Below are 23,061 nucleotides of genomic sequence, written 5' to 3'. Positions count from 1 at the left end.
ACAGGATCACGCCTGATCCGATAACAGCATCCCTGATGTACCGCCACTGGCCTGATTAGCGATTTCACTCATCCGGCGCATCAGGGATAACACTTCTTCAGAAGGGATCTGACGAATCACTTCATCGCTGCTCCGATTAATCACTTTCACGACAGTTTTATTTACATCGCGGTCAACGGTAATATTAAGATCGCTGTTGATCACACTGAGAAACTCACCCAGTTGATCTGCTGCTTCCTGAATTGCCTGTGCTTCACGCTCAGGATCCATACGCTTGGGTTCAGCGGTACGCTGCGTGGCCTCTATGGCACGGGCTTCGACCTGTCCAGCCTGACGTTGATTGCGCAGCCCTATATCGGCTGGCTGCCCTTGGCTGGCGGAACGATCCAGGCCCCCGGTGTTGATACTGGTATCAATAGACATGGTAGACTCCCTCTGTCTCGGGGCTGCTATACAGGTATTCGGGATACGAGTATACGGGCTCCGGCGAATAATAATTAGATTCTATCCCGATATATCGGCGGTCTTCTGAATAACTTTAGCAAAAGTACAGTCAACTTGCCGCTATCTGCCAGTATCAATCTAGTATCCGCTATCCTTATAAGCCTGAACTGCTTTTTGTCGGTGCATTTCCTGTTTCATCTGGTCTCCGAGAGCATCACGGATTTCCGTACAGACACGCTCCAGCTCAGTCTGCCGGTCTAAACAAACCTTCAACTGTTGCTGCTGCTCTGGTGTTAGCCCTTTGAGATCACCTAATCCATGCAGCAACCGGGTTTTCTCCGTTTCCAGCGCCTGCAGATGATCCATCTGCTTTAAAGATAATGCTTCAAACTGCTCGTCCTGTATCGCCTGTAAACGATCCAGTTGCTCCTGCTTCATGCAAACCTCAACGCAGATAGTTAAACAGGCTCAGCTGCTGTATCTTGCTGAATGTCAGATAAGTTGCTTCCAGTGCGTTTTGCTCCAGCGCCAGCTTACTGGCGGCTTCGTAATAGTCCGTGTCCTGAAAGCTGGATAAAGTATTCTGGGTAAACAGCTTGATATCTGCCAGTTGCTCGCGCTGATCTTCTAACACTTTTAAGCGGGCACCTATCTGTGACCGGGTTGTAATGCTCTGCTCAAAGAAACGATCAAGATCAGCCCGCTCTGCGTTAAAGTCCTGCAAATTTGGCGGATCTGCGTTAAGTGCATCAGCCATCCGCTTAACTGTATTGAGCAGATTCTCTTCTCCTGTACCAAAAATGCCCGCGCCAGCATCAGTTGAGGCAATAGTCGTATTTTCACCGACATTCAAAAATCGCTGCCCTTCATCGCCACGATACACATAGTTCCCTGCCGTATCGAGCTGATAGGGTTGTGTCTGGCCTTTAAATCCGGAGAACAGGTATTCACCCTGGGCATCCTGTGTATTCACTGCACCAGATAGCTGTCCCAGCAACTGCTCCAGCTCTGCTCCAATGATTTTCAGGTCAGCATCGGACATACCGCCATTATTCGCCTGAATGCTCAAATCCTTAATACGCAAGGTTGTATCAATCACCAGCGTCAATGTCGACTCTTCCAGCTTCAAACGCCGTTCAGCGACATCCACATTGCGACTGAACACTTCATTACGGGCAATCAGACGCTCAAACTTGTTGATTTGCGTCGCCGCCAGCGGGTCATCAGATGGCTTGGAAAGCTTTTTACCCGTGGACATCTGCTGCTGATATTTGAATACATTGGCATTGCTCTGCTGAACATTGACAAGGTTCTGAATAAAAAACTGCTGTGTGGAGAGTCTCATTGTCTACCTCCGTTATACGGCATTAATCAGCGCATCAAAGGTACGCTGTGAGGCTGTAATCAACTGGGTGGCCGCCTGGTAAGCCTGCTGAAACTGAATCAGCCGCACCATTTCTTCATCCTGATTCACCCCACTGATTTCTTCGCGCTGATTGATCGAGTTTTGCAATACCGCCTGAGAGGCTTTGGTGTCCATCTGCGCAATTTTGGTTGTAATGCCCACGCGCTCTACCAATCGACCATAGGTGTCCTGGTAGGTACCCTCAAGAGAAGTTTTCTGCTTGGTCAAATCAGCCATCAGCAATCCATTACGGTTATCTGAAACACCAATATTCGTAATCGCACCAGTGACACTATCGACTTCAAAGTTATATCCGATTCTAAACTGATCACCATCCTGGGGTACCCCATTGATATCAACCCGAATCTCGCCCGGCAAGCCTGCATCAGTATTCCGGACAATTAACTGTTTGGGATTGGAAGGATCGATGGTGGCAGTCAGTTCTGAAGGAATGACCGGGTCACCATTCGCGTCAAACAGTGCTATATCATAGCCTGAACCATTACGCGTCAACTCTATCTGCGCACCGGCCTCAGGCAGCAGATTTTTAAGAGCCTCCAGCGGGCTCATTTCAGATGCTACGACTTCAGTCACACTTAGGGTCGCGCTGCCAGTGCCAGTGTTGGCCGAATCTGCTGAAATGCTGACGGGTGAAGCCAGAGCCAGCTGGCGCCCACTACTGATGTCCGTACGCATATCATCTGCTGCTGTACGGGTAGGCTGCATCAAAAAACGTTCGTTTATGCTGAAAGGCGTATTTTTATCTGCCGTAATACGCATACCATCAATCTGCAACACCAGATCGCCCGATCCCGGATCAAACCATAGCTGCTGCTCACCATCGACATCACCGGCACTAGCCTGGGCTTCAAAAGAGTTTTGTGTCCAGGTCTTGCCATCAGACAATCGGGTCAGTCGAAAATCACTTTCTGATGTAAACACCAGTTCATACTCAGACGCCTGCAACAGGCTGGTGTCCGTAATCCTGACATTACCCTGCGCAAAATCAGCCTGAAAGCGTGAGTTCATCAATACCAGATCATTGATATCACGGAACAGCTTTTGTCCCATATTGCCGTCAAGATCCATACCCAGAGCATGCTGGCTGTTCATGGTGTCCGCAAATACCAGCGCCAGACGCCCCAACTCATCCAACGCACTGTTCAGGACATCCTTGCGGTACTCCAGAATGCCGCCTAGCTCACCGCCACCTATATAGTTGGTGATGTTATTTTGCCGCCCGGCAATGAGCAGATTTACCTGCAACTGGGATGGGTCCAGTTTACCAGGTGTGGCAATCAACTGATTGGATGTCTGGCCCACAACCAGCGGCTGACCGTTACCGATAAAGATAGTGCTTTCGCCATTCGACTGCTCAATTACCTGAATATCGATCAACTCAGACAGCTCTTTAATGGCCTGATCACGCTGATCCAGCAGCTCAAATGACTCTTTTCCGCCCGCCTGGGCAATACGAATACGGTCATTCAATGCGGCAATATTTTTTGCCTGCGTATTGATCTCTTCCGTCAATTCACGAATCCGGGTATTGACTGTCTGATTCTGTTCATCAATACGACCATAGAGATCCCGAAAACGTCTGACAGTCGCTTCACTCTCAGCCACCATCAGTTCACGACTGGTGATGGATGTTGGATCATCATTGGCGGCTTGCAGTGCGCCAAAAAAGTCATCCAGTTTAATCGCCAGGCTACTGCTTTCACTGGCCAGAGTGTTATCCAGTTGGTTGGACAACTGTTCAAACGCACGCGCCGCTTCGAAACGGGAGCTGTCAGCCCAGATACGTGCATTAATAAACTGGTTAACAATCCGCTGGGAATATTCCTGTTTGACGCCACCACCTTCCAGGCTCTGGAACTGCGGTACCTGTCGGGTATACCCCGGAGTATTCACGTTGGCCACGTTATTACCGGTGACGTTCAAACCACCTTGACTGGCCCTGACGCCCTGCACACCCAACGACAATAAAGATGACATTTCCCACTCCCCGCTGTCACTGTGTACAGCCTGTTACTGACAGATTATATCGGCCAGCGCTTAACCTTCTTGAGTATCACGTCCGGCTTGTGCAAGCAGGTTGCCGGTAAAAATACGTTCAATTTTTTGAGCATAGGCCGGATCCGTAGCGTAACCCGCGGCCTGCAACTCTCGTAAATAGGCAGCGGGATCTGCAGTATTCTGCAATGCCACCTGATAACGCGGATTCGTTCTCAGAAAATCGACGTAATCCCGGAAACTCTCTGCATAGGAACCATAAGCACGGAAAGCAGCCACCTCTTTAGCCGCAACGCCATCCCGATATTCCAGGGTAGACACACTGACCCGCTCACCCGGCCAGCGGCTGTCTGCTTTAATATTGAACAGATTATTGCTGCCATTGATGATAAAACGCCCCCAACCTGTCTCCAGTGCTGCCTGAGCCAGTAAAACTCGAGGATCCACACCCAGCTCTGCCCCCATCTCTTCCGCCAGAGGTAACAAACTGTCGACGAACTGCTGGGGTGACTCAAAACGTGCAGGCAGATTTTCAGGCGAAGCCAGCCGCTCTGCCCTGGACGACACGGCATCTACCCGGTTGGCCTCATCCGCGTCAGGCTCAGCGGCCGATGCATTGTTTCGCGATGCACTGGCATGCGCCTGTCCCAGCACGGCAGATGCCGCCATACCTGCTGTGGCATTCATGGCACGATTCAGCAGCATTTCGGCTTCTGTCAGCGGACGCTCGCGCTCATCCCGCTCTCGATCAGAACGGATATCACTGTGTTGACTCAACTGTCTGACCATCACATCAGCCAGTCCCAGGCCACTTTTTCCAGACAATTCCAGTGTCAGTTGCTGGTCATACATGTCCTGAAAAAAACGTGTATTGTGACTATTGAACGGGTTGTCTTCACCAAAGGATGCATTGGCGTCACGCATGCTTTTCAGCATCATACTGAGGAATATCTGTTCAAACTGCTGGGCCACCTCGCGCAAAGCAGCCTCTTCATCTGAACCCGCACGCCGACGCAAATCATTTAGCTGGTTCAGCTCAGTGTAGAACTGCGGACTTTGTGAAATGACTGGTGGCTTACCCGTAACCATTTAAATCACCACTAACTCAGCACGTAGCGCGCCGGCTTGTTTAAGTGCTTCCAGGATCGCCATCAGGTCACCTGGTGCAGCACCCACATTATTGACAGCTTCTACGATATCCTGAAGCGAAGCGCCTGGAGAGAATTCGAACATCCGGCCAGAGCCCTCACCTATCTCCAGTTCAGTACGTGGTGTAATCACTGTTCTGCCGCCCGACAGCGCCTCAGGCTGATCCACATCAAAAGCTTCGGTGATGTTTACCGTCAGACCACCATGCGTAATCGCAACGGGCGAAACCCGCACATGCTGGCCAATCACAATGGTGCCAGTACGCGAGTTGATGATGACCTTGGCTGTTTCCTCTGCTGTTTCGATCGGCAGATTTTCCAGCACTGACAAGAAGCTTACGCGTTGCGATGGATCACGTGGTGCCCTGACACGAATAGAGGTGGAGTCCAGCGCAGCAGCGACATCCGGTCCCAGCAGATTATTGATCTGCTCTGATACTGTCCGCGCTGTGGTGAAGTCAGGTGTTTTCAGGTTGAGTGTCAGACTATCACCCTGATTAAAGCCACTGACCACCTCTCGCTCCACCGTCGCACCATTTGGTATACGGCCGACACTGGGTACGTTGACAGATACACGCGATCCGTCACGCCCCTCTGCGCCGAAACCGGCAACAATCAGATTTCCCTGCGCCATGGCGTAAACCTGTCCATCGGCCCCTTTCAAGGGAGCCATCAATAACGAGCCTCCACGCAGACTTTTCGCATCCCCTATGGCAGAGACAGTAATATCGATCGCCTGCCCCGGTTTTGCAAAGGGCGGTAAATCAGCATGAATCGCAACAGCCGCAATATTTTTGGACTGAGGGTTCACATTCGGCGGCATCGCCACACCCATATTGTTCAGCAGGTTGCGGAATGTCTGAGAGGTAAAATTAGCACGACTATCACCCGTGCCATCCAGGCCGACAACCAGGCCATAGCCCACTAATTGGTTGTTACGCACTCCGGATACCGTAATCAGGTCTTTAAGACGTGACGTGTTTACATTCGCAAGGGCTGTTTCTGCACTCAGTAACAAGATGACCAGGCAACACAGTATTTTTTTCATCGTCCACCTCACTTAAAACGGCATCAATGCACTGATGAAGAAGCGTCCCAGCCAACCCATCACATTGACGTCAGATGTAGCACCGGTACCACTGTAGGTGATACGTGCGTCGGCCAGCCGAGTGGAGTCCAGTGAGTTATCAGCGGCGATATCCTGAGGTCTGACCAGACCACTGATGCGGATATACTCATCCCCTTGATTCAGCGTGAGCCATTTCTCACCGCGCACCAGCATCACCCCATTAGGATAAATCTCATGAATAGTTGCAGTAATATTGCCGGTCAGACGGTTACTCATATCCGATGAAGAATCACCATCAAAGGCACTATTGCTGGATAATCCTGCTGACAACTCACGCCCTCCGATGGTCACCGGAGATCCCATGACCGTCGGCGCATTCAGATTCACGTTAGTGCTTTTGTCCAGACTGGTGCTGGACTGTTTGGATGACTGGGTGCGCTCAGTGAGATTAATGGTGATGATGTCACCCACACGATGCGCCCGCCCGTCACTGTAGATATCCCGGCTGGTTGATGCCTGATAAATGGCACCATTGATCGGTTTGGGCGTTTCAAAGCTGGGCATCTGCACGGGTGCATAATAAGGATTATCTGGCTTGGGCGCTTTATTGACACAGCCCACCATCAGCACCATACAGCTTCCCAATAACAGAGTTTTCATCCAACTTTTCATTTTCTGCCCCTTTACTCAATCATTCATCACAGCTGCTGTGTCGCGAAGCCCAGCATCTGATCCGCAGTTGAAATCACTTTGGAATTGATCTCATAGGCACGCTGAGTGGTAATCATATTGACCAGTTCTTCAACAGCATTGACGTTAGAACCTTCCAGCATACCCTGCTTCAAAATACCTACACCTTCTTCACCTGGATTCAGAATATTGGCAGGACCACTCGAAGCTGTTTCAATAAACAGATTCTGTCCGATAGCCTGAAGGCCCTCAGGGTTCACAAAGTCTGCCAGCTCGATCTGACCCAGTACCTGTGGGTTGGGATCTCCGGCAATGACAGCTGATACCGTACCATCGACACCAACACTGAAGTTCACTACTTCACCGGGCAAGGTGATTTCCGGATCCAGTAAGTAGCCTTCAGCAGTGACGATCTGGCCATCACCGTTCAGGTGGAACTGACCATTACGGGTGTAAGCTGCATCACCATTAGGCTGCAGTACCTGAAAAAAACCACGGCCATTGATGGCAATATCAAAGGTGCGATCGGTAATCTGCAGATCCCCGGTTTCGAACTGCTTTTGGGTACTGACAGTACGCACGCCGTGGCCTAACTGCAGACCGGAAGGAAGCTGTGCATCATCGGCATTCTGCGCACCGGGTTGACGACGAATCTGATAGAGCAGATCCTCGAATACCGCACGATCTTTTTTGAACCCAACCGTACTGACGTTCGCCAGATTATTGGAAATTACACGCAGATTGGTATCCTGAGCGCTCAATCCGGTTTTTGCGACATGAAGTGCACCGTGCATTGTATTCTCCTGTTTATCAGCTCAACTGCAGCACGCGGGCGGCAGCGCTGGAATTCTCTTCGGCTGTTTTCATCATTTTCACCTGTATCTCATATTGACGAGATAAAGTGATCATCGCCGTCAGCTCTTCAACGGCATTCACATTACTGCTTTCCAGATACCCGGAACGTACCTGGGCATTAGCCATGGGCATCAGAGGCTGCTGATCATTGGTGCGCAGCAGACCCGATGTTCCTTTAAACGATGTCGCTGGATCCAGCTCAACAATTTTGAGCATATCCACCATTGCCAGGCCCACGGCATCATCCCCCAGAGGGCGGATGTTGATCGAGCCATCATTGGCAATCTCAATCTTTTCAGCCGGTGGTATGACGATAGGAGCACCACCGACTCCCAGGACCGGCAAGCCACTGCCCGTGACCAACTGATTGGCGGCATTGATTTGCAGGTCACCGGCACGGGTATAACCTTCTGTGCCATCCGGTGCCTGTACGGCCAACCAGCCACCATTGGCCACCGCCACATCAAGATCTCGTCCCGTCTGCTGCAACGTCCCATAAGCACGGTTCGTACCCGGTGACTCCGCCATGGAATAGACCCGCGACGCATGGCCATCACCAAACACGCGCATGGAGCGAGCCTGCTCGAAGTCCTGCTTGAAGCCTGTGGTGGTCACATTAGCCAGATTGTTGGCACGCACCTGCTGCGCGTTCATATTCTCGCGCGCGCCGGTCATGGCAACATATAAGACTTTATCCATCTGCTCTCCTCTGTGCGGCGGTAGAGACTTGCCGCTTTTATCGGGACTACAGGGTATAAAGCAATTGCTGTGCCAAGTATTGTCAGGTAGCGATCAGATCGGTATCAGGAAGGTGCTGTAGCTGCTCGTACAGATAGAAAAAAAGAGGGGCAGGCTACATAAGCCAGCCCCTCTATCCAGGAAAGGATTAGATATTCAAGATTGTCTGAGTAATGTTGTTCGCAGTTTCCAGGGTTTTAGAACTGGCCTGGAAGTTACGCTGTGCCTGGATCAGATTCACCAGCTCAGTGGAGAGATCAACGTTGGATTGCTCCAAAGCGGCTGAACGCAACGTACCATTCAGACCGGTACCCGGTGGGTTCAAAATCGCATTACCAGATTCCAGCGTCGCAATCCATTCCGTATCACCCGATGGCTGCAACCCATCCTGATTCTCAAAGGTTGCAAACGCCACAACACCGAGCGCCTGATTCTGACCATTACTGAAAGACGCGATCATTTCACCGGTAGGCGCAAAGGTCACACCAATCAAATCCCCTTTGGTATAACCGTCCTGCTGGTTATTTTTCACAATTGAAGCTGACGCGAACTGGGTTGTATTATCCAGTCGCAACGAAATCTGCGTCAGAGGATTGGCAGGATCTGCCCCACTGATCGTGATAGCTGGTACCTGTCCACCGGCCGGGAACTGAGTACCATTAATTGAACGCAGCAAACCATTGGTTGGATTAAACTGCAGCAGGATAGGACCCGGCTCAGTATCGCCAGTACCACCAAGCGCAGCCGGCCCTCCACCGTTACCCCAGTCTTTCACCTTACCCAGATCCAGCAGCTCTTCGCCATTCAGGTAGGCGTACATGCGGTAGTAGCCACGGTAGGAGTTATCCCCCTCAACGGTATTTTCCATCGTGACAGAAATACCTGTAGCGGTTATAGGGAAGGCATCCGGACTATCCGGGATATTTCCTTCATCAGCTTTGAAGCGCACCTCTAATTGCCCTGCACTATTCACCTGTACCGACTCAATGGACGGATTTCGGTCAATAATTTGCGCCTCTCGGGCGGCAATAGATTCAGCATTAGCCGCTCCTGTGGCACCATCAACATTAATTGTAATACCACCGATGACAACAGTACCAGGAGTTCCACCTGTAAAACTGTAGGTTCTGACTTCATTGGCATCACGGTATTTATTGGCAGAGTTAGTTCGATCTAAACGATCCGTACCGTCTGTAACTACCACATCACCCGCATCAGTAGAGCTTGCCTTAAGCTCAAAATAGAGCTGAGAACCGTTATAGGTAAAGGATGCCGGATCAAAGCGCGGATCTTTTTGCTCCAGTGCTTCAAGCTCTGCCGCTGAAAACGCCCACACACCTGGAGAGGTTTCGGTAATCGTCAGAGTTTCGCCAGAGACCAAAACACTCGCAGTACCACCGGCATCTGCGACATTAAAGGTAAAAAATTCGCGAACTGGACGCTGCTCAGCAAAGTTATACTTGATGGTGTGTTCATTACCCAGACTGTCATAGGTTCTGACCGTGGTGGTATAGGTAAAGGACCCCGGCTCATCCTTGTTATAATCGGGTAAAAGCAAAGATGAATCGGCTCGCGCATCGATGTTAAATGACAAATCAATGCGCTCAGTTGCTTTAGGGGGGCTCTCTTTCTGAGTCACCGCAAGATTACCGATCGGCAAGCGGTTGCCCTGCTCATCCAGTCCATAGCCCTGTAGATATTTGCCGTTCTTGGACACGATAAAGCCGTCTTTATTCAGTTCAAAAGCGCCTGAACGGGTGTAGGTAACACTGCCCTGGCCATCATCCAGCTGGAAAAAGCCGGACCCATTGATCGCCAGATCCAGATTATTATTGGTAAATTCGATCGTACCGGCACTGAAGTCCTGGGAAATACCGGAGACGGTAACACCGGAGCCCGGCGTATTACTGGAGCCTGCACCGACAACAGCGGTTGCATAGATATCCGCAAACTGAGTGCGCGAGGATTTGAAGCCCGTGGTACTAACGTTTGCAATGTTATTACCGGTCACATCCAGCATCGCTGACGCTGCTTTAAGACCGGTTATCGCGGTATTGAATGACATGGCGCTATCCTCACCTTAACCCAATTGTTTTACATCACTGAAATCGATACTGCCGATCGATGTATTCACTTTCATGCCTATCCCGTTCTGTCCCAGTGAAACACTGTTCACGGTAAAGGGCATCCAGGTATCAACCTGCTTATAACGGTCACCTTCGAAAGCTTCTGCCACTATCTGATAGTTACCCGCAGGCACATCCTCACCAGCATTCCAGACAAAGCTGCGCTCACCCGCCGGTACACTGCCCATATTCACCCGATCTACCAGATTGCCACCCTGATCATAGATAGAAACCCGTACATTCGTTGATGAAGTATCCAGGCTCAGAGTGCCTTGAATTGCACCCCCATCCTGTGTCAGCTGGGCAATATCGGTATTGATAAAGACACGCTGCCCCACCATGGAAGACGCCTGTAAGGCGCTTTGACTGCTCAGCAGACTGTTACTCATGGTCTGAAAGGTTTTCGACATTTCAGTCATGGTTTCAACCATGGTCATGCTGGAGATCTGCTGCATAAAATCGCTGGTATCCGCCGGACTGGTAGGATCCTGATTCTGCAGCTGAGCAATCAGCAGCTTCATGAACATCTGATTGTCATCATTACCAGACTTCTGCGTAGAGTTCTGCTGATTCTTCTGGTTAATCTGATCAAAGATGTTATTGGTATTAATCGTACTCATGACGATTTCCTCTTAATCTGCTTACTGACCCAGCCTCAGGGTCTGCTGAAGCATTTGCTTGGCCGTATTCATAACATCGGCATTAATCTGGAACGAACGGGATGCAGAGATCATGTCAGCCATTTCCTCCACCACATTCACGTTCGGGTAGTAGACATAACCCTGCTCATCGGCCAGCGGGTGATCGGGCTCATAGCTCATACGCGGCTGCGCCTGACTCTCAACAATCCCCAGTACCTTAACCCCCTGACCCGGGACCAGCCCTGGCTGCAGAGAGGGCATTTGCTCAGGCTCCGGTGCTTTTAACGAAAATACTGGGTGGCGTGCCCGGTAGGTTTCACCTTCACTGGAACTGACACTCTGCGCATTCGCCATATTACTGGCGGTCGTATTCAGACGAATGGTCTGAGCGCTCATTGCCGAACCCGAAATGTTAAAAACATTCGACAGTGACATGCTTATTCACCCTTAATGGCTTTGGTTAAACCGGAAAACTTGCTGTTCAAAAATTCAAAACTGGCCTGATAACGCAAGGCATTATCGGTATAGCGCGCCATTTCTTCCTGCACCTCAACCGTATTGCCATCTACCGCAGGCTGATTGGGAATACGAAACATCAAATCAGCGGCAAAATCCGGGTCGGCAATCTGCGCTTTATGGCCTGCATGCGTCGTACTCAGCTTCAGCGGAGAAGCCTGTCCGGCATTGACACCCTCAAGCACACTGGCAAAGTCGATATCACGTGCTTTGAAGTTAGGGGTATCCGCGTTAGCGATATTATTGGCAAGAATTTCAGCACGGCGGGCGCGCAACACCAATGCATCTGCATGTATGCCTAACGCTGAATCAAAACTGAATGCCATATTGCCACCTGCTCCCAAACGCACTGTAATATCTGTTTACATAATCAAAGCAATAGTTATGCCAGAAATGAAAAAGCCCGCAATAGCGGGCTTGAGTCAAAATAAAGAAGAGGCAGGTGTGAAAAAGCGGCAAGGAGCTGCCACCTGTTTTTGCCACCCAGGCGGCAAATCAGATCGCCTGGTAAATGATACCGGGACGGCAATGAATCATTTTATACAGGTCCGGAAGGCCTGACAGGGACTCAGATGCACCCAGGATCAAATAACCACCGGGTTTCAACTGCTTGTGAATTTTACGCAAAATCTCATTTTTCACATCTGATGAAAAATAGATCAACACATTACGACAAAAAACGATATCAAACTGTCCCAGAATAGAGTACTGCCCCAGCAGATTCAGACTCTGAAACTTGACCCGGTTACGCACCTCTGGTTTGATCTGCCAGGAGCCTTCTGATGTCTTGGCAAAAAAACGGGTTAAACGATCCTGTGACAAACCACGCCCCAGCGCCAGCATCTCATACTCACCTTTACGCGCCTGATCCAGTACTGTCGATGAGATATCGGTTGCAACAATTTCCTGCCCGGAGGAAAAAGCACCAGGTTTGGTTTGCCTGAATTCCTCTATCACCATACTGATAGAATAGGGCTCCTGACCTGTGGAACAGGCAGCTGACCAGATACGCAGCTTCTGGAACCCGGTACCACTACTCAGTTCAGGTAACAGCTGGTTTTTCAAAATCTCATAGGGGTGAATATCACGAAACCATAAGGTTTCGTTGGTAGTCATCGCATCGATAACCTGCTCTTTGAGGGTTGCATTACCGGGTTGATTGAGACGGTGAATCAGCTCTGACAAGCTACTGTAGCCTTCCTTCTGCATAATCCGGCTCAGACGACTCTGTACCAGATATTGCTTATGCTCAGCCAACAGAATGCCGCAACTCTTTTCCAGGAACTGACTAAACCCCCTGAATTCATCAGAGGTAATCGTGAATCCACTTTTCACTCGATACCACCTGTCAGGCGTCAGTGTTGATTGACGGCATTAATACGCTTAACCACCACCGATGCAAGATCATCCGGATTGAATTTCGCCAGAAAACCATCCGCACCGACTTTTTTAACCATGGACACGTTAAAGCCACCGCTCAGCGAAGTATGGAGGATGATGTGCAGTTTATCCATTCGGGTATCACCGCGAACCATTGAGGTCAGGGTATAACCATCCATTTCCGGCATTTCGATATCCGAAATCAGCAACAGATAGTAACTGGCTACATCCACATCGCGCTCAGCCAGGTCTTTCAGGATTTTCCAGGCTTCGCGACCGTTATTAGCGGCCGTCACCTTAAGCCCCATCCCCTCAAGGCTGCGGATCATCTGTGTCCGGGCAACTTGCGAGTCATCACAGATCAATACGCGAAACTGCTCCGCTTTGGATTTAACTTCCTTGGTAGCAATATCACCACTGACATCCGTGGAGGCAGGATATATATCAGCCAGAATCTGCTCAACATCAATAATTTCGATAAGTTTACCTTCGTATTCGAATACGGCTGTCAGGTAATTATCAGAACCGATTTCCGCTGGAGGCGCCATGATCTGATCCCAGTTGGTATTCAGAATACGGTCAACCTTTCGTACCAGAAAAGCCAGGGTGCGCTTGTTGTATTCAGCGACAATCAGAAAACAGCTACGCTCTTCTTCAGGTGGTATCGCGTTGCGACCAATCGCTTCCGACAGGTCCAGAACAGGTATTGTCTCACCACGGATATGCGCCATTCCCTTGATCACACTGGTTTTACGTGGCACTTCTGTCAGCTCAGGGCACTGCAGCACCTCGCGCACCTTGAAGACGTTGATACCATAACGCTGATCTGTTTCCAGACCAAACAACAGCAGTTCCAGGCGGTTCTGACCGACCATCTGGGTCCGAAGGTTTACACTATCCAAGATACCTGACATGATTCAATAAACCTCAAGCCGACGTTATACAAGGGTTGCATCTTCCCGTTGAGACAGGATACGCGTGAATACTGTTAATTTAACACTAGTTGCATTGTTTTTGGCTAATTTTTTGGCCATAACTTCTGCCAATGCTCAAATGTCCCCGGAAACCATAGAGCAACAGGTTCACGATGCCATCTTAACTGAGTTTAACACACGATTACCGGAAAGCCGGGTTGAAGTCATAATAAACCCAGTAAATACAACACTGGATCTGCCCAGATGTCTGACGCCCCTGGAAATCACCCTGCCGTTCAGTAGTGGTCAACGCATTACAGCACGCGTTAACTGCCACAGCCCTGTATGGAGTCTGTTTGTCACGGCTCAGGTCAGACAGCTCATGGATGTTATTGTGACTAACCGCCCCCTGCCCCGAAACAGCCGGATCAGTGCCAGCGATATCCGCTTGTCTGAACAGGATGTCATTCGTATGAGTGGTGACTATTTTGTCCGGCTGGAAGATGTCATAGGACAGCAGGTTCGGCGGCCAATAGGGAACGACCAGGTCATCACATCACGCATGATTGAGACAGCACTGGCTGTCACCCGTGGCGCCCAGGTCAGCATCGAAGCACGTCGTGGCAGTCTGGTCATACGCACACCCGGCATTGCGCTGGAAGATGGCCAATTAGGACAACAGATCCGTGTCCGAAACGAACAGAGCGGCACAGAGATTCGCGGTACCGTGATCGGCAATGGCATGATTCAGGTACAGTGATGCGACAGATTTGCTATACTGAGAGCACAAATGCCGTGCTGTCGTATAAATAATTAAAATAATGCTAAAGAAGTTCAACAGTTGACCGATAACCACAGCATAACCAGATTACGAGGTGATTCAGGATGGCTATTGAACTGAACGGCCTGTCCTCCAATCAGACGACAGCCACACGAGGCAAACCCGCGGAACAGAGCGGTGTTACAGCCGAGAAAAAAGGCAATGCTGCGGCCCCTGTGCAAGCAGATACTGTGCGTTTGAGTGATACAGTCCAGGCACTCCAGGCTGCCAACCGTCAGTCGGACCAAAGCAGTGACTTCAATGCCGATCGCGTTGCCGAAATCAAGGCAGCCATTGCAGAGGGTAGTTACAGTATTAACCCTGAACGGGTTGCCGATAAAATGTTACAGTTTGAAAAACTGTTTAGCTGAAGGCTGACCGTGTGATACACACACCACCGCAAGGCTCGCTGCATGAATCCTTCGCAACCCTGACTCATCAGGGTTGTGTGCTATTGGGCGCCTTGCAGGATGCGCTGGAGCAGGAGCATCATGCGCTTCAGCAACGCGATCTTGAAGCCCTCAAGCAAACCACTCGCGACAAGCATGACCTGCTACTCAAGATCGAAGCCAATATTCGTGAGCGTAACCAACTGCTGACACAAGCCGGGCACTCGCCTTCCGAAAGCGGCTTTGAAGAGTTTATACTCGAACTACCTGAGTCAGCACGAGCTTCCTTATTGGAAAGCTGGCAAAAACTCCAATGGCTACTCAATGACGTCAGAGCCATCAGCCGACGCAATGAACAGGTTCTGGTCCGCAGCAAGCAAAACGTTGATCAGCTCCTGGCCTTACTTCAGGGCCACCAAAGCTCCAACGTGCTCTATGACCCGACAGGCGGCAAAGGGAATTACGCTGCACAACGGCGTATTGGCAAGGCCTGAATACAGCCATCGTCTGGCAGGCCACTATAAATCCCGCTACAATATGCCGCCTTCTCCCTATAGTTCAACTGGATAGAACGGGCCCCTCCTAAGGGCCAGATCGGGGTTCGAGTCCCTGTGGGGAGGCCATCAATTTCTGAAGAACTGCTCGAATGCATCAGCACTGACTGCCGGACTTTTCAGGTATCCCTGGTAATAATCACACCCCAGCTCACGTAACAGCGCCAGTTGCGCTTCTGTTTCAACACCCTCTGCCAACACTTTCAAGCCCAGCGTATGCCCCATTACAATCACAGCGGCAGCAATCTCTCGGTCATCCGCACTGACTTCCAGGTCTTCAATAAAACTTTTATCAATTTTCAGCACATCCAGAGGGAAGGTCTTCAGATAAGCCAGTGACGAGTAACCTGTGCCAAAATCATCAATTGCCAGCGAAACGCCCATCGCCTGCAAGGCCTCAAACACTTTTTCAGCCTCATCTTCCCGCCGCATCAACGCACTTTCCGTCAGTTCAACTTCAAGCCCGGAAGCCGGATAGTCATGCTTTTCCAGCGTCTGGCGAATCATGCCGACAATATCACCGTGACGCAGTTGGAAAGATGACAGGTTAACGGCCAGACGCAATGGCGGGTAGCCTTGATCCAGCCAGCGACGTCCGGTCATACAGACCTGATCCATCACCCACTCACCGATGACATGTATCAGACCACTTTGCTCAGCAACCGGAATAAAACTGGCAGGCGACACGAACCCCAACTGCGGATCCTGCCAGCGTAACAGCGCTTCAGCGCCCAGCAGCTGACCTGTCTCAATATCAATCTGTGGCTGGAAATAAACTGATAACTGCCTGTCACTCATTGCCTGACGCAGTCGGGCCTCAGTATCCAGACGAATCAGGGCCGCCCGCGTTAGTTCATTGGTATAGAAGCGCAGTTGTTCACGACCTGCTTCCTTGGCTTTATACAGTGCCGCATCTGCCTGTCGCATCAATTCTTCAGCACTTTGCTCTGCGTCACTGAAACGTGCAACCCCAACACAGGCACCGATCCTGATCTCCATCCCCTGAGGCAGTTGAATCGGTGTCCGCAGTGCTTCAATCAGCGCCTCTGCCAATTCCATCAGAGCATCCTGATCCCGATCAATCAACACCCCAAACTCATCACCACCAAAACGTGCCAAAAGCCCATCGGCAGGGCACTCCTTACGCAATAATTCTGCGACCCGACAAAGCAGCTGATCACCCGTGCGATGGCCAAAGCTGTCATTCACATCCTTGAAGCGATCCAGATCCAGCATTAACAAGGCAGTTTGCGGATTACCGCGAGTCTCGATAGAGGTGAGCACATCCAGCCGGTTAGGCAATCCCGTTAATGAATCATGCCGAGCTAAAAACTCTATGCGCTGCTGGATGGTTTTTCGCGAAGTGACATCCGTCACAACCCCCTCAATCACCTCAACCTCTCCTGTCAGGCCATAAATAACCTTGGTATGATCCTCTACCCACAGCTCCTGTCCCTCTCGGGTCAGCACGCGATACTCCTGTAAATACTCTTCACGGCGCTGTGACAGATACAGTGCAACCTCTTCGACCAACCACTGGCGGTCATCCGGATGGACCAACTGATCGAAATTCACCTCTCCGGAAAGAAAGTTATGGGCTGAATAGCCCCAACGACTGACGTTAGCAGACACGTAAGTAACCGGCCAGCCTGGCTGATTTTCCCAGCGGAACAGTACGACCGGACTGGCCTCAACCACCTGCACAGCCGCTTTGAGTGCTTCTTCCTGCTCAATAAAGCGAATGGCAAAACCAATATCACCAGCCATTTCCGACAGGGTTTCAATAATATCCGGACTGAAAAACTCGGTGTCCTCAGCATACAACGTCAATAGTGCAACAACCTGTGTATCCACCATTACCGGAAAACAGGCCTGTGATGACTTCCCTTCCAGCGGATTCATAATCACAGGGTTTGCACTGTCGATCACACTGGAAAAGACCGTACTCTGGTGCAGTGGCACCCATTCATCCCTCGCCAGCCAATCCAGGGAGACAGGCATATCGCCGTAAGCAGACGCCAGTTTGATTGACGTTTCATTCACTTCAATCAAACAGGCATAGCGCATCTTGCCAAACACAACAGCAATACGGCAAACCTCAGAGAAGAGTTCGGCTCGATGGGTACAACGAATAATTGCCTGATTAGTCTCAGACAAGGTGCTGTAAAGGTCGCGCTGATGCAAAATATCACTTTCATAGCGCTTCTGATCACTAATATCCTGCAGCGTAGCAATACAATACTGCAGCTGCCCACCGGCAAACCTGACTGCACCGACATTCAAAAGTGCCGTAAACACACTGCCGCTCTTGCGTACAAACTGTTTTTCCAGGGTATAACTGTCAATCAAGCCTTCCTGCAAACGCTGAAAGGCCTGCTGATCCGCCTCCAGACTATCCGGATGCGTGACGGCTTGCCAGGTCAGGGTTTTCAGTTCCTCTTCCGGGTAGCCCAATAAACGACAGAGTTCAGGATTAAACCTTAACCAGCGACCTGATTCAGGATCCGTAATCGCCATACCCACGAAGGGCATTTCAAAAAACTTGAGCAGCAGTTTGTCTTTCTCGGCAGCCTGTACCTGAAATGCTGCCTGCTGCAAGCGGCGGTTCTGCTGCCAAACCAGACGCAGCGCAAACATAATACTGATCACTGTCGCCAGAGACAGTAGTGCCAGCCAGGCGGCCATCATATAGACAGGCGCCAATACCTCCTGGCGGCTTTGTTGTGCCAGCAAATACCAGTGCGGATGAGATAAGGGTAGCAGGGCTGTCAACATATCCTCGTTTCTGGCCTCCGCATCAACAGAAGCATTCACAAACGACAACACTTCAGCCTGAGTCATTTTACTCGGGCTTAACAGCCGCACACTTTCCGATGGTGAGCGCTCAAGTAAAACCAGCTCAGCCGACCGGCTCTCCACAGGCCATTGCGATAGATGCGGATAAAGGTGTATTTCAGGATCAAGACTGAGTACAAGCACTGCCTGCAGCTCACTCAAATGTCCAGGCTGGCGTAAAGGAATCACCCAGGACAATCCCAACCCCTGTATCACCGGGTGCAAGCCGACCAAGAAAGGTGCTCGGGTATGCTGCGACTGCTCAATAAACCGTTCAATATCTGTCTGACGATGACGTATCTGTCCAACAGACAGTCCCCTGCCAGCATCCAGGTGGTACAAATAGACGCCATCGAACTGATGATACGCGTGCAGACGGTTCAGGTAATCAGTGAGCTCACCCACAATAACCAGTGAATCAGATTCGCTTTCCCAGGCGTTCAACCGGCGATTCAGCGAGTTATCCAACTGAATCAGATCAGCTTGCATCTGGCGATGAGTAAGCCATTGATCCAGTTGGACTGCCTTCATACCGGCAACCATCTCGACATTGGTTCGAGCCGTCTGCAGTGCTTGAGGTGTCGCAATTTGCAACAGACTCAGCGCCAATAGCGGTACTAACAACGCCATACCTGAGAAGACAATAATCAGGCCTCGGGGTGTTTCCACCTGTGCGGATGTTTCCTGCTCAGGCAAAATCCACACACGCAACACCAGATAGAGCAGTAACGCCGTTGTGGCAACAAACAAAATGCCTTTATAGGTGCTGAGCGACACTAGCAGCGCGGGATCGTCAACTAACATTCCCAGCAAATGATCTGACGTCAGAATCCACAACATAGCAAACAGAAAATAGGCCAAGGCCACCTTCTCTGCTCGGAAACGGACTCGAATCAACCTGTCAGCCATGATCATTTTATCCTGTGCTCGATTCCATGCATTGTGAGCATCCGGGAAGCTTAACGCAACAAAACACCCAGCGAACCTTTGGGCAAGGTTTCAATAGACTGACGCAGATACCCGATCAGCTCATGCTGACGTAGTTTGGCAATTTCACTCAGCTGCGCTCTTAAGCTTAACTTTACAAAGCGCCTCACCATTGTCAAACGCTCCTCACGGCGTTCAGACTGATCCCGTGCAACCTCAAGGTACAACTGAGCCAGATTCAACATCGCCGAACCATTGGTTGGATTGTATTCAATCGACATATTCAGACAGCGCATCGCCTGGGCATATTTTCCAGCCATGTAATGACGTATTGCCATACGATTCATCTTGTCACTCAAGGCCTCGTCGTACGGTAAACGTGTTTTCACTTCTGTCTGTTCCGATTGTTCCTGCAAGACAGGGACAGAGTCACCGGCCAGCAACAACGACTCACGTGCCAGGTCAAGTGGCTCGGCCAGCTGGGTATTGCGCTTTTCTGCTTCTCGCTGCAATCCATCCGCCTTAACCTGCTTGCCCAGATCACGATACACCTGCGAGCGTACCAGTAACGATTTAACCTTCAGGGATTCATCTTTGGGAAAACTGAACTCGGCATGATTGAGTAGTGCGTCCAGATCATTATGCAGTTCTATACGCCGGTCATTATCTGCATCCTGCATTTCCAGACGACGAATATTGGCCAGCCGTAGATAGGGCTCTGGTGAGCGATAACAGCTGGAGCGTCCTAACACAATAGAGCGTTTATATGCACCTTCCGCCAATGACAACGCACGCGTCTGCGTAGCGATACGTCCCAACTCCATTTGTCTGGGAATACCCAAAGGGGATTTGCGTGCCGCTTCGCGCAGCACTTCTCGAGCCTGCTCCAGATCGCCATGCATTTCATAAGCCTGAGCCAGCAGATCTAACGCAGGCACCAAAAGAGGATAACTCTCGATCAACTCCTGCAACTGCTGAATAGCTTCTTCTGGCTGCTTCAACGACAGCAGCGCCTGTGCAATTAACAACCCGGTATCCTTCTCACCGTTTTGCCAGAAGCGTTCCTGCAACAGATTCAGCGCTTCCTCAGGACGTTCAAGGCACAATAACAAGCGCCCTTTGTAACGCTGCGCCAAGTCATAGCTGGGATCAGTCACAGAAATCAGATCACAGGCTTGCAGCGCTTCATCCAGGTCACCACGCTCAACAGCCTCATCCACCTGACGCAATACCTGCTTGCGTACAATCAAGGCATCAATACGGTGCTTTAACTCTTCGACGGTAAAAGGCTTGGTCAGCAGATAATCAGGGTTACTGTCGATAGCATGCAGAATAACCTGCTGTGAGGAATCGCTGGTCATGAAGATCCAGCCACTCGTTGGACGCATATAGTTTCGATAGCGTGCTTCTTCCAGCAACTGAATCCCGGTCACCTTGTCACTGGCGTTATGGCCCAGCAGAATGATGTCAAAACGCTCCTGCTGCAATAACTCCAGTACCCGCTCACTGACTGTGATGGGTTTGATATTGACCACTCCCAGCTGCCTCAACATCTGCACGATTGTGGCGCGCATGTTTCCGCTGCTTTCGATCAACAGGACATGCTTATCTGCATAGGTAATTTTTCTTGGGTTCATCCAGTTCGTCGTCAGCCTGATGATATCGCTAGTATAACGATAGTTTTAAAGCTGTGACCAGCAGCGCAGCAGAATAATCAATCCAGCCTGAACAGTATGGCCGTTCTGCTTTATAAATTTTCCGCATATGCACATAATACATTAGTTATATTTACTTTAGGTCAATCTAACCTATAATTCATATACTCAGCCAGGAACTTCCTTCACCAAGGACCGGGAACTGATCAGAAGAACAAATCCGGAGCCCAGTATGTCATCCAAACCCTTTTCCACGGCGAATGAACGCCGACGCGACCTGCTGAAAATAGGTCTTGGCGCGGCTGTAGCCGCCCCCGTTCTCAGTATGGCCGGGAATGCTGCCGCCAGCCGTGTGCAGAGCAATGCCCATATAGTCATCAGTGGTGCCGGCGCTGGTGGCATTGCCATGGCAAACCGTTTTGCCCGTAGCCTGCCCAATGCACGCATTACTATTATTGATGCCCGTGAGGATCATCACTATCAGCCTGGCTGGACACTGGTTGCTTCCGGTGTATGGAACAAATCCAAAACCCTGTCAAAGACAGGCGAATGGATACCATCACGGGTTAACTGGGTACGCGGCATGGTCACCGAGTATGACCCTGACAATAACCAGGTCAAAGTCAGCAACGGTGAAACCATCCGTTATGACTATCTGATCGTCGCCTGTGGTTTGCAACTTCGTTATGAGCGTATTGAAGGCATGGATACAGCTCTGATCGGTCAAGGGAAAGGTGTTGGTAGCGTCTATGCCAGTATTGATGCGGCAGCAGCTACCAACGATGAAATCAGCCGCTGGATCAGTCGCGGACAGGGGACAGGTCTCTTCAATCTGCCGCCCACAGCACTCAAATGTGCCGGCGCCCCCTTGAAAATGACTTTTACGACCCTGTCACGTCTGGAGGACTCCGGTCGTCGCAATCAATTTACTGTAGAGTTCATGACACCCTCAGGTGGCCTGTTTGGTGTACCTTTCTATAATGACTTCGTCAAGCAGCGCTTTACCGATCAAGGTGTTGTCCGAAATGACTTCTGGACACTGACCGGCATTGATGCGGACACCAAAAAGGCATACTACAGCGTACGCGATGGCGAAGATCAGGTTAAGGACTACGAATTTATCCACGTAGTGCCTCCAATGACTGCTCCAGATTCACTGCTGAACAGCCCGCTGCGTTTTGCGGATGACTCGCCCTTCCGGGACTGGATGGAGGTGGATCGGGAAACCCTGCAAAACCCCAACTATCCCAATGTCTGGGGTATCGGTGACGTGATGGGCATGCCCAGTAACAAAACTGCTGCCAGTGTCAAAATGCAGGCTAATGTGCTGGAACAAAACTTCCTGGCATTTCTGCAGGACCAGCCTCTACCTGCACGTCATAATGGATATACCTCTTGTCCATTGATTACCGGCATAGGTAAAGCCATGCTGGTGGAGTTTGGCTGGGACAGCAAACTGCTACCTTCGTTCTCCTTTATCGACCCCAAAGAAGAGTCCTGGACAGTTTGGGTAATGAAAGAACGCATGCTACGTCCCGCATATTACGCCATGCTTGAAGGCAAGATTTAAGGAGCCCCCAATGACACTGACTGGTATTCTGACTGTACTCTGGTACTCCGCCCTGCCCTGGTTGTGGCTGATTGCCCTGATGCTGGTAATTTTTCTGGTACCGCAGATTATTGCGCGCATGAAAGGTTATGGATTTGGTTCAACAGGCGGCTTGGGTTCGAAAATACTGCCGCCCATTGTAGCGATTGCATCCCTGTTCCTGCTGCCCATCCATACCCAGTCTACGCTGGCGTATGTTAATACCTGGGTGGACTGGATGAATTTGATTGGTGCATCTATCGGTCTGGGTATTTATGCCTGGCTGGTGTTCCATCCAATCTGTTACCTGCGTAATCGCAAAGCCTGATCAACAAAAACCTGATCAACAGC

22 protein-coding genes and 1 tRNA gene are annotated in these 23,061 nt (G+C 50.5%); 6 read left to right on the top strand and 17 right to left on the bottom strand.

Annotated features, from left to right (window positions below):
- Positions 1 to 6: 6 nt before the first annotated feature.
- From ADINL_RS15905 to ADINL_RS05100, 15 genes are all read right to left on the bottom strand, one after another.
- On the bottom strand, positions 7 to 423 hold the full coding sequence (locus tag ADINL_RS15905) for a flagellar protein FlaG (protein WP_051632576.1): 417 nt from the start codon (positions 421 to 423) through the stop codon (positions 7 to 9).
- A 159-nt stretch (positions 424 to 582) separates the two neighbouring features.
- Positions 583 to 882: a flagellar protein FliT gene (gene fliT / locus ADINL_RS05165; RefSeq protein WP_036544594.1), complete on the bottom strand. Its 300-nt coding sequence runs from the start codon at positions 880 to 882 to the stop codon at positions 583 to 585.
- 7 nt (positions 883 to 889) lie between these two features.
- Positions 890 to 1,789, bottom strand: coding sequence for a flagellar hook-associated protein FlgL (gene flgL / locus ADINL_RS05160; RefSeq protein ID WP_036544592.1), 900 nt, complete (start codon positions 1,787 to 1,789; stop codon positions 890 to 892).
- 12 nt (positions 1,790 to 1,801) lie between these two features.
- The gene (flgK, locus tag ADINL_RS05155) at positions 1,802 to 3,847 is read right to left on the bottom strand and encodes a flagellar hook-associated protein FlgK (protein ID WP_036544590.1); all 2,046 of its coding nucleotides are present in this window, start codon (positions 3,845 to 3,847) and stop codon (positions 1,802 to 1,804) included.
- Between the two features lie 60 nt (positions 3,848 to 3,907).
- Complete coding sequence (gene flgJ, locus ADINL_RS05150) at positions 3,908 to 4,954, bottom strand: flagellar assembly peptidoglycan hydrolase FlgJ (RefSeq protein ID WP_036544588.1); 1,047 nt, start codon at positions 4,952 to 4,954, stop codon at positions 3,908 to 3,910.
- Positions 4,955 to 6,061: a flagellar basal body P-ring protein FlgI gene (locus ADINL_RS05145; protein WP_036544585.1), complete on the bottom strand. Its 1,107-nt coding sequence runs from the start codon at positions 6,059 to 6,061 to the stop codon at positions 4,955 to 4,957.
- Positions 6,062 to 6,073: 12 nt separating this feature from the next.
- Positions 6,074 to 6,754, bottom strand: a complete 681-nt coding sequence (gene flgH, locus ADINL_RS05140; protein ID WP_036544583.1) for a flagellar basal body L-ring protein FlgH — start codon at positions 6,752 to 6,754, stop codon at positions 6,074 to 6,076.
- Between the two features lie 26 nt (positions 6,755 to 6,780).
- On the bottom strand, positions 6,781 to 7,566 hold the full coding sequence (gene flgG / locus ADINL_RS05135; RefSeq protein WP_036544581.1) for a flagellar basal-body rod protein FlgG: 786 nt from the start codon (positions 7,564 to 7,566) through the stop codon (positions 6,781 to 6,783).
- Positions 7,567 to 7,582: 16 nt separating this feature from the next.
- On the bottom strand, positions 7,583 to 8,326 hold the full coding sequence (gene flgF / locus ADINL_RS05130; protein ID WP_036544579.1) for a flagellar basal-body rod protein FlgF: 744 nt from the start codon (positions 8,324 to 8,326) through the stop codon (positions 7,583 to 7,585).
- A 187-nt stretch (positions 8,327 to 8,513) separates the two neighbouring features.
- A complete protein-coding gene (locus ADINL_RS05125) occupies positions 8,514 to 10,430 on the bottom strand; it encodes a flagellar hook protein FlgE (protein WP_036544577.1) in 1,917 nt (638 codons plus the stop codon).
- Positions 10,431 to 10,445: 15 nt separating this feature from the next.
- Positions 10,446 to 11,111, bottom strand: a complete 666-nt coding sequence (locus ADINL_RS05120) for a flagellar hook assembly protein FlgD (RefSeq protein ID WP_036544575.1) — start codon at positions 11,109 to 11,111, stop codon at positions 10,446 to 10,448.
- Between the two features lie 21 nt (positions 11,112 to 11,132).
- Positions 11,133 to 11,567, bottom strand: a complete 435-nt coding sequence (gene flgC / locus ADINL_RS05115; RefSeq protein ID WP_036544573.1) for a flagellar basal body rod protein FlgC — start codon at positions 11,565 to 11,567, stop codon at positions 11,133 to 11,135.
- Positions 11,568 to 11,569: 2 nt separating this feature from the next.
- Positions 11,570 to 11,974, bottom strand: coding sequence for a flagellar basal body rod protein FlgB (gene flgB, locus ADINL_RS05110; protein ID WP_036544571.1), 405 nt, complete (start codon positions 11,972 to 11,974; stop codon positions 11,570 to 11,572).
- A gap of 169 nt (positions 11,975 to 12,143) precedes the next feature.
- Positions 12,144 to 12,983, bottom strand: a complete 840-nt coding sequence (locus ADINL_RS05105) for a CheR family methyltransferase (protein WP_152547613.1) — start codon at positions 12,981 to 12,983, stop codon at positions 12,144 to 12,146.
- Positions 12,984 to 13,003: 20 nt separating this feature from the next.
- On the bottom strand, positions 13,004 to 13,942 hold the full coding sequence (locus ADINL_RS05100) for a chemotaxis protein (protein WP_036544569.1): 939 nt from the start codon (positions 13,940 to 13,942) through the stop codon (positions 13,004 to 13,006).
- Positions 13,943 to 14,054: 112 nt separating this feature from the next.
- On the opposite strand from ADINL_RS05100, the gene flgA reads away from it, so the two are divergent.
- From flgA to ADINL_RS05080, 4 genes are all read left to right on the top strand, one after another.
- On the top strand, positions 14,055 to 14,702 hold the full coding sequence (gene flgA, locus ADINL_RS05095) for a flagellar basal body P-ring formation chaperone FlgA (protein WP_161667734.1): 648 nt from the start codon (positions 14,055 to 14,057) through the stop codon (positions 14,700 to 14,702).
- 125 nt (positions 14,703 to 14,827) lie between these two features.
- On the top strand, positions 14,828 to 15,133 hold the full coding sequence (gene flgM / locus ADINL_RS05090) for a flagellar biosynthesis anti-sigma factor FlgM (protein WP_036544567.1): 306 nt from the start codon (positions 14,828 to 14,830) through the stop codon (positions 15,131 to 15,133).
- Positions 15,134 to 15,144: 11 nt separating this feature from the next.
- Positions 15,145 to 15,645: a flagella synthesis protein FlgN gene (locus ADINL_RS05085; protein ID WP_036544564.1), complete on the top strand. Its 501-nt coding sequence runs from the start codon at positions 15,145 to 15,147 to the stop codon at positions 15,643 to 15,645.
- A gap of 53 nt (positions 15,646 to 15,698) precedes the next feature.
- Positions 15,699 to 15,774 (top strand) — tRNA-Arg (locus ADINL_RS05080).
- On the opposite strand, the gene ADINL_RS15900 is transcribed toward ADINL_RS05080, so the two are convergent.
- Both ADINL_RS15900 and ADINL_RS05070 read right to left on the bottom strand, forming a co-directional pair.
- Positions 15,775 to 19,449 (bottom strand): sensor domain-containing protein, encoded by a 3,675-nt coding sequence (locus tag ADINL_RS15900; RefSeq protein WP_051632574.1) that lies wholly within the window; start codon positions 19,447 to 19,449, stop codon positions 15,775 to 15,777. It lies immediately after the preceding tRNA gene.
- A gap of 50 nt (positions 19,450 to 19,499) precedes the next feature.
- Complete coding sequence (locus ADINL_RS05070; protein WP_036544562.1) at positions 19,500 to 21,104, bottom strand: tetratricopeptide repeat protein; 1,605 nt, start codon at positions 21,102 to 21,104, stop codon at positions 19,500 to 19,502.
- A gap of 250 nt (positions 21,105 to 21,354) precedes the next feature.
- On the opposite strand from ADINL_RS05070, the gene ADINL_RS05065 reads away from it, so the two are divergent.
- Together ADINL_RS05065 and ADINL_RS05060 are read left to right on the top strand one after the other, a co-directional pair.
- Positions 21,355 to 22,692 (top strand): NAD(P)/FAD-dependent oxidoreductase, encoded by a 1,338-nt coding sequence (locus ADINL_RS05065; protein WP_036544560.1) that lies wholly within the window; start codon positions 21,355 to 21,357, stop codon positions 22,690 to 22,692.
- 10 nt (positions 22,693 to 22,702) lie between these two features.
- Positions 22,703 to 23,038: a hypothetical protein gene (locus ADINL_RS05060; RefSeq protein ID WP_036544558.1), complete on the top strand. Its 336-nt coding sequence runs from the start codon at positions 22,703 to 22,705 to the stop codon at positions 23,036 to 23,038.
- Positions 23,039 to 23,061: the final 23 nt, after the last annotated feature.

Origin of the sequence: Nitrincola lacisaponensis, from assembly GCF_000691225.1 — a bacterium.
GTDB classification, from domain to species: Bacteria; Pseudomonadota; Gammaproteobacteria; order Pseudomonadales; family Balneatricaceae; genus Nitrincola; species Nitrincola lacisaponensis.
The sequence above is the reverse complement of the archived record's forward strand: the minus strand, read 5'-3'. Positions and strand labels throughout refer to the sequence as shown.

Coding starts and splice junctions, on each gene's coding strand:
- ADINL_RS05120 (WP_036544575.1), bottom strand. CDS start 11,111: ATGAGTACGATTAATACCAATAACATCTTTGATCAGATTAACCAGAAG.
- flgH (WP_036544583.1), bottom strand. CDS start 6,754: ATGAAAAGTTGGATGAAAACTCTGTTATTGGGAAGCTGTATGGTGCTG.
- flgM (WP_036544567.1), top strand. CDS start 14,828: ATGGCTATTGAACTGAACGGCCTGTCCTCCAATCAGACGACAGCCACA.
- ADINL_RS05060 (WP_036544558.1), top strand. CDS start 22,703: ATGACACTGACTGGTATTCTGACTGTACTCTGGTACTCCGCCCTGCCC.
- flgG (WP_036544581.1), bottom strand. CDS start 7,566: ATGCACGGTGCACTTCATGTCGCAAAAACCGGATTGAGCGCTCAGGAT.
- fliT (WP_036544594.1), bottom strand. CDS start 882: ATGAAGCAGGAGCAACTGGATCGTTTACAGGCGATACAGGACGAGCAG.
- flgK (WP_036544590.1), bottom strand. CDS start 3,847: ATGTCATCTTTATTGTCGTTGGGTGTGCAGGGCGTCAGGGCCAGTCAA.
- ADINL_RS05145 (WP_036544585.1), bottom strand. CDS start 6,061: ATGAAAAAAATACTGTGTTGCCTGGTCATCTTGTTACTGAGTGCAGAA.
- ADINL_RS05070 (WP_036544562.1), bottom strand. CDS start 21,104: ATGAACCCAAGAAAAATTACCTATGCAGATAAGCATGTCCTGTTGATC.
- flgJ (WP_036544588.1), bottom strand. CDS start 4,954: ATGGTTACGGGTAAGCCACCAGTCATTTCACAAAGTCCGCAGTTCTAC.
- ADINL_RS05065 (WP_036544560.1), top strand. CDS start 21,355: ATGTCATCCAAACCCTTTTCCACGGCGAATGAACGCCGACGCGACCTG.
- flgF (WP_036544579.1), bottom strand. CDS start 8,326: ATGGATAAAGTCTTATATGTTGCCATGACCGGCGCGCGCGAGAATATG.
- flgC (WP_036544573.1), bottom strand. CDS start 11,567: ATGTCACTGTCGAATGTTTTTAACATTTCGGGTTCGGCAATGAGCGCT.
- ADINL_RS15905 (WP_051632576.1), bottom strand. CDS start 423: ATGTCTATTGATACCAGTATCAACACCGGGGGCCTGGATCGTTCCGCC.
- ADINL_RS15900 (WP_051632574.1), bottom strand. CDS start 19,449: ATGGCTGACAGGTTGATTCGAGTCCGTTTCCGAGCAGAGAAGGTGGCC.
- flgL (WP_036544592.1), bottom strand. CDS start 1,789: ATGAGACTCTCCACACAGCAGTTTTTTATTCAGAACCTTGTCAATGTT.
- flgB (WP_036544571.1), bottom strand. CDS start 11,974: ATGGCATTCAGTTTTGATTCAGCGTTAGGCATACATGCAGATGCATTG.
- ADINL_RS05100 (WP_036544569.1), bottom strand. CDS start 13,942: ATGTCAGGTATCTTGGATAGTGTAAACCTTCGGACCCAGATGGTCGGT.
- ADINL_RS05125 (WP_036544577.1), bottom strand. CDS start 10,430: ATGTCATTCAATACCGCGATAACCGGTCTTAAAGCAGCGTCAGCGATG.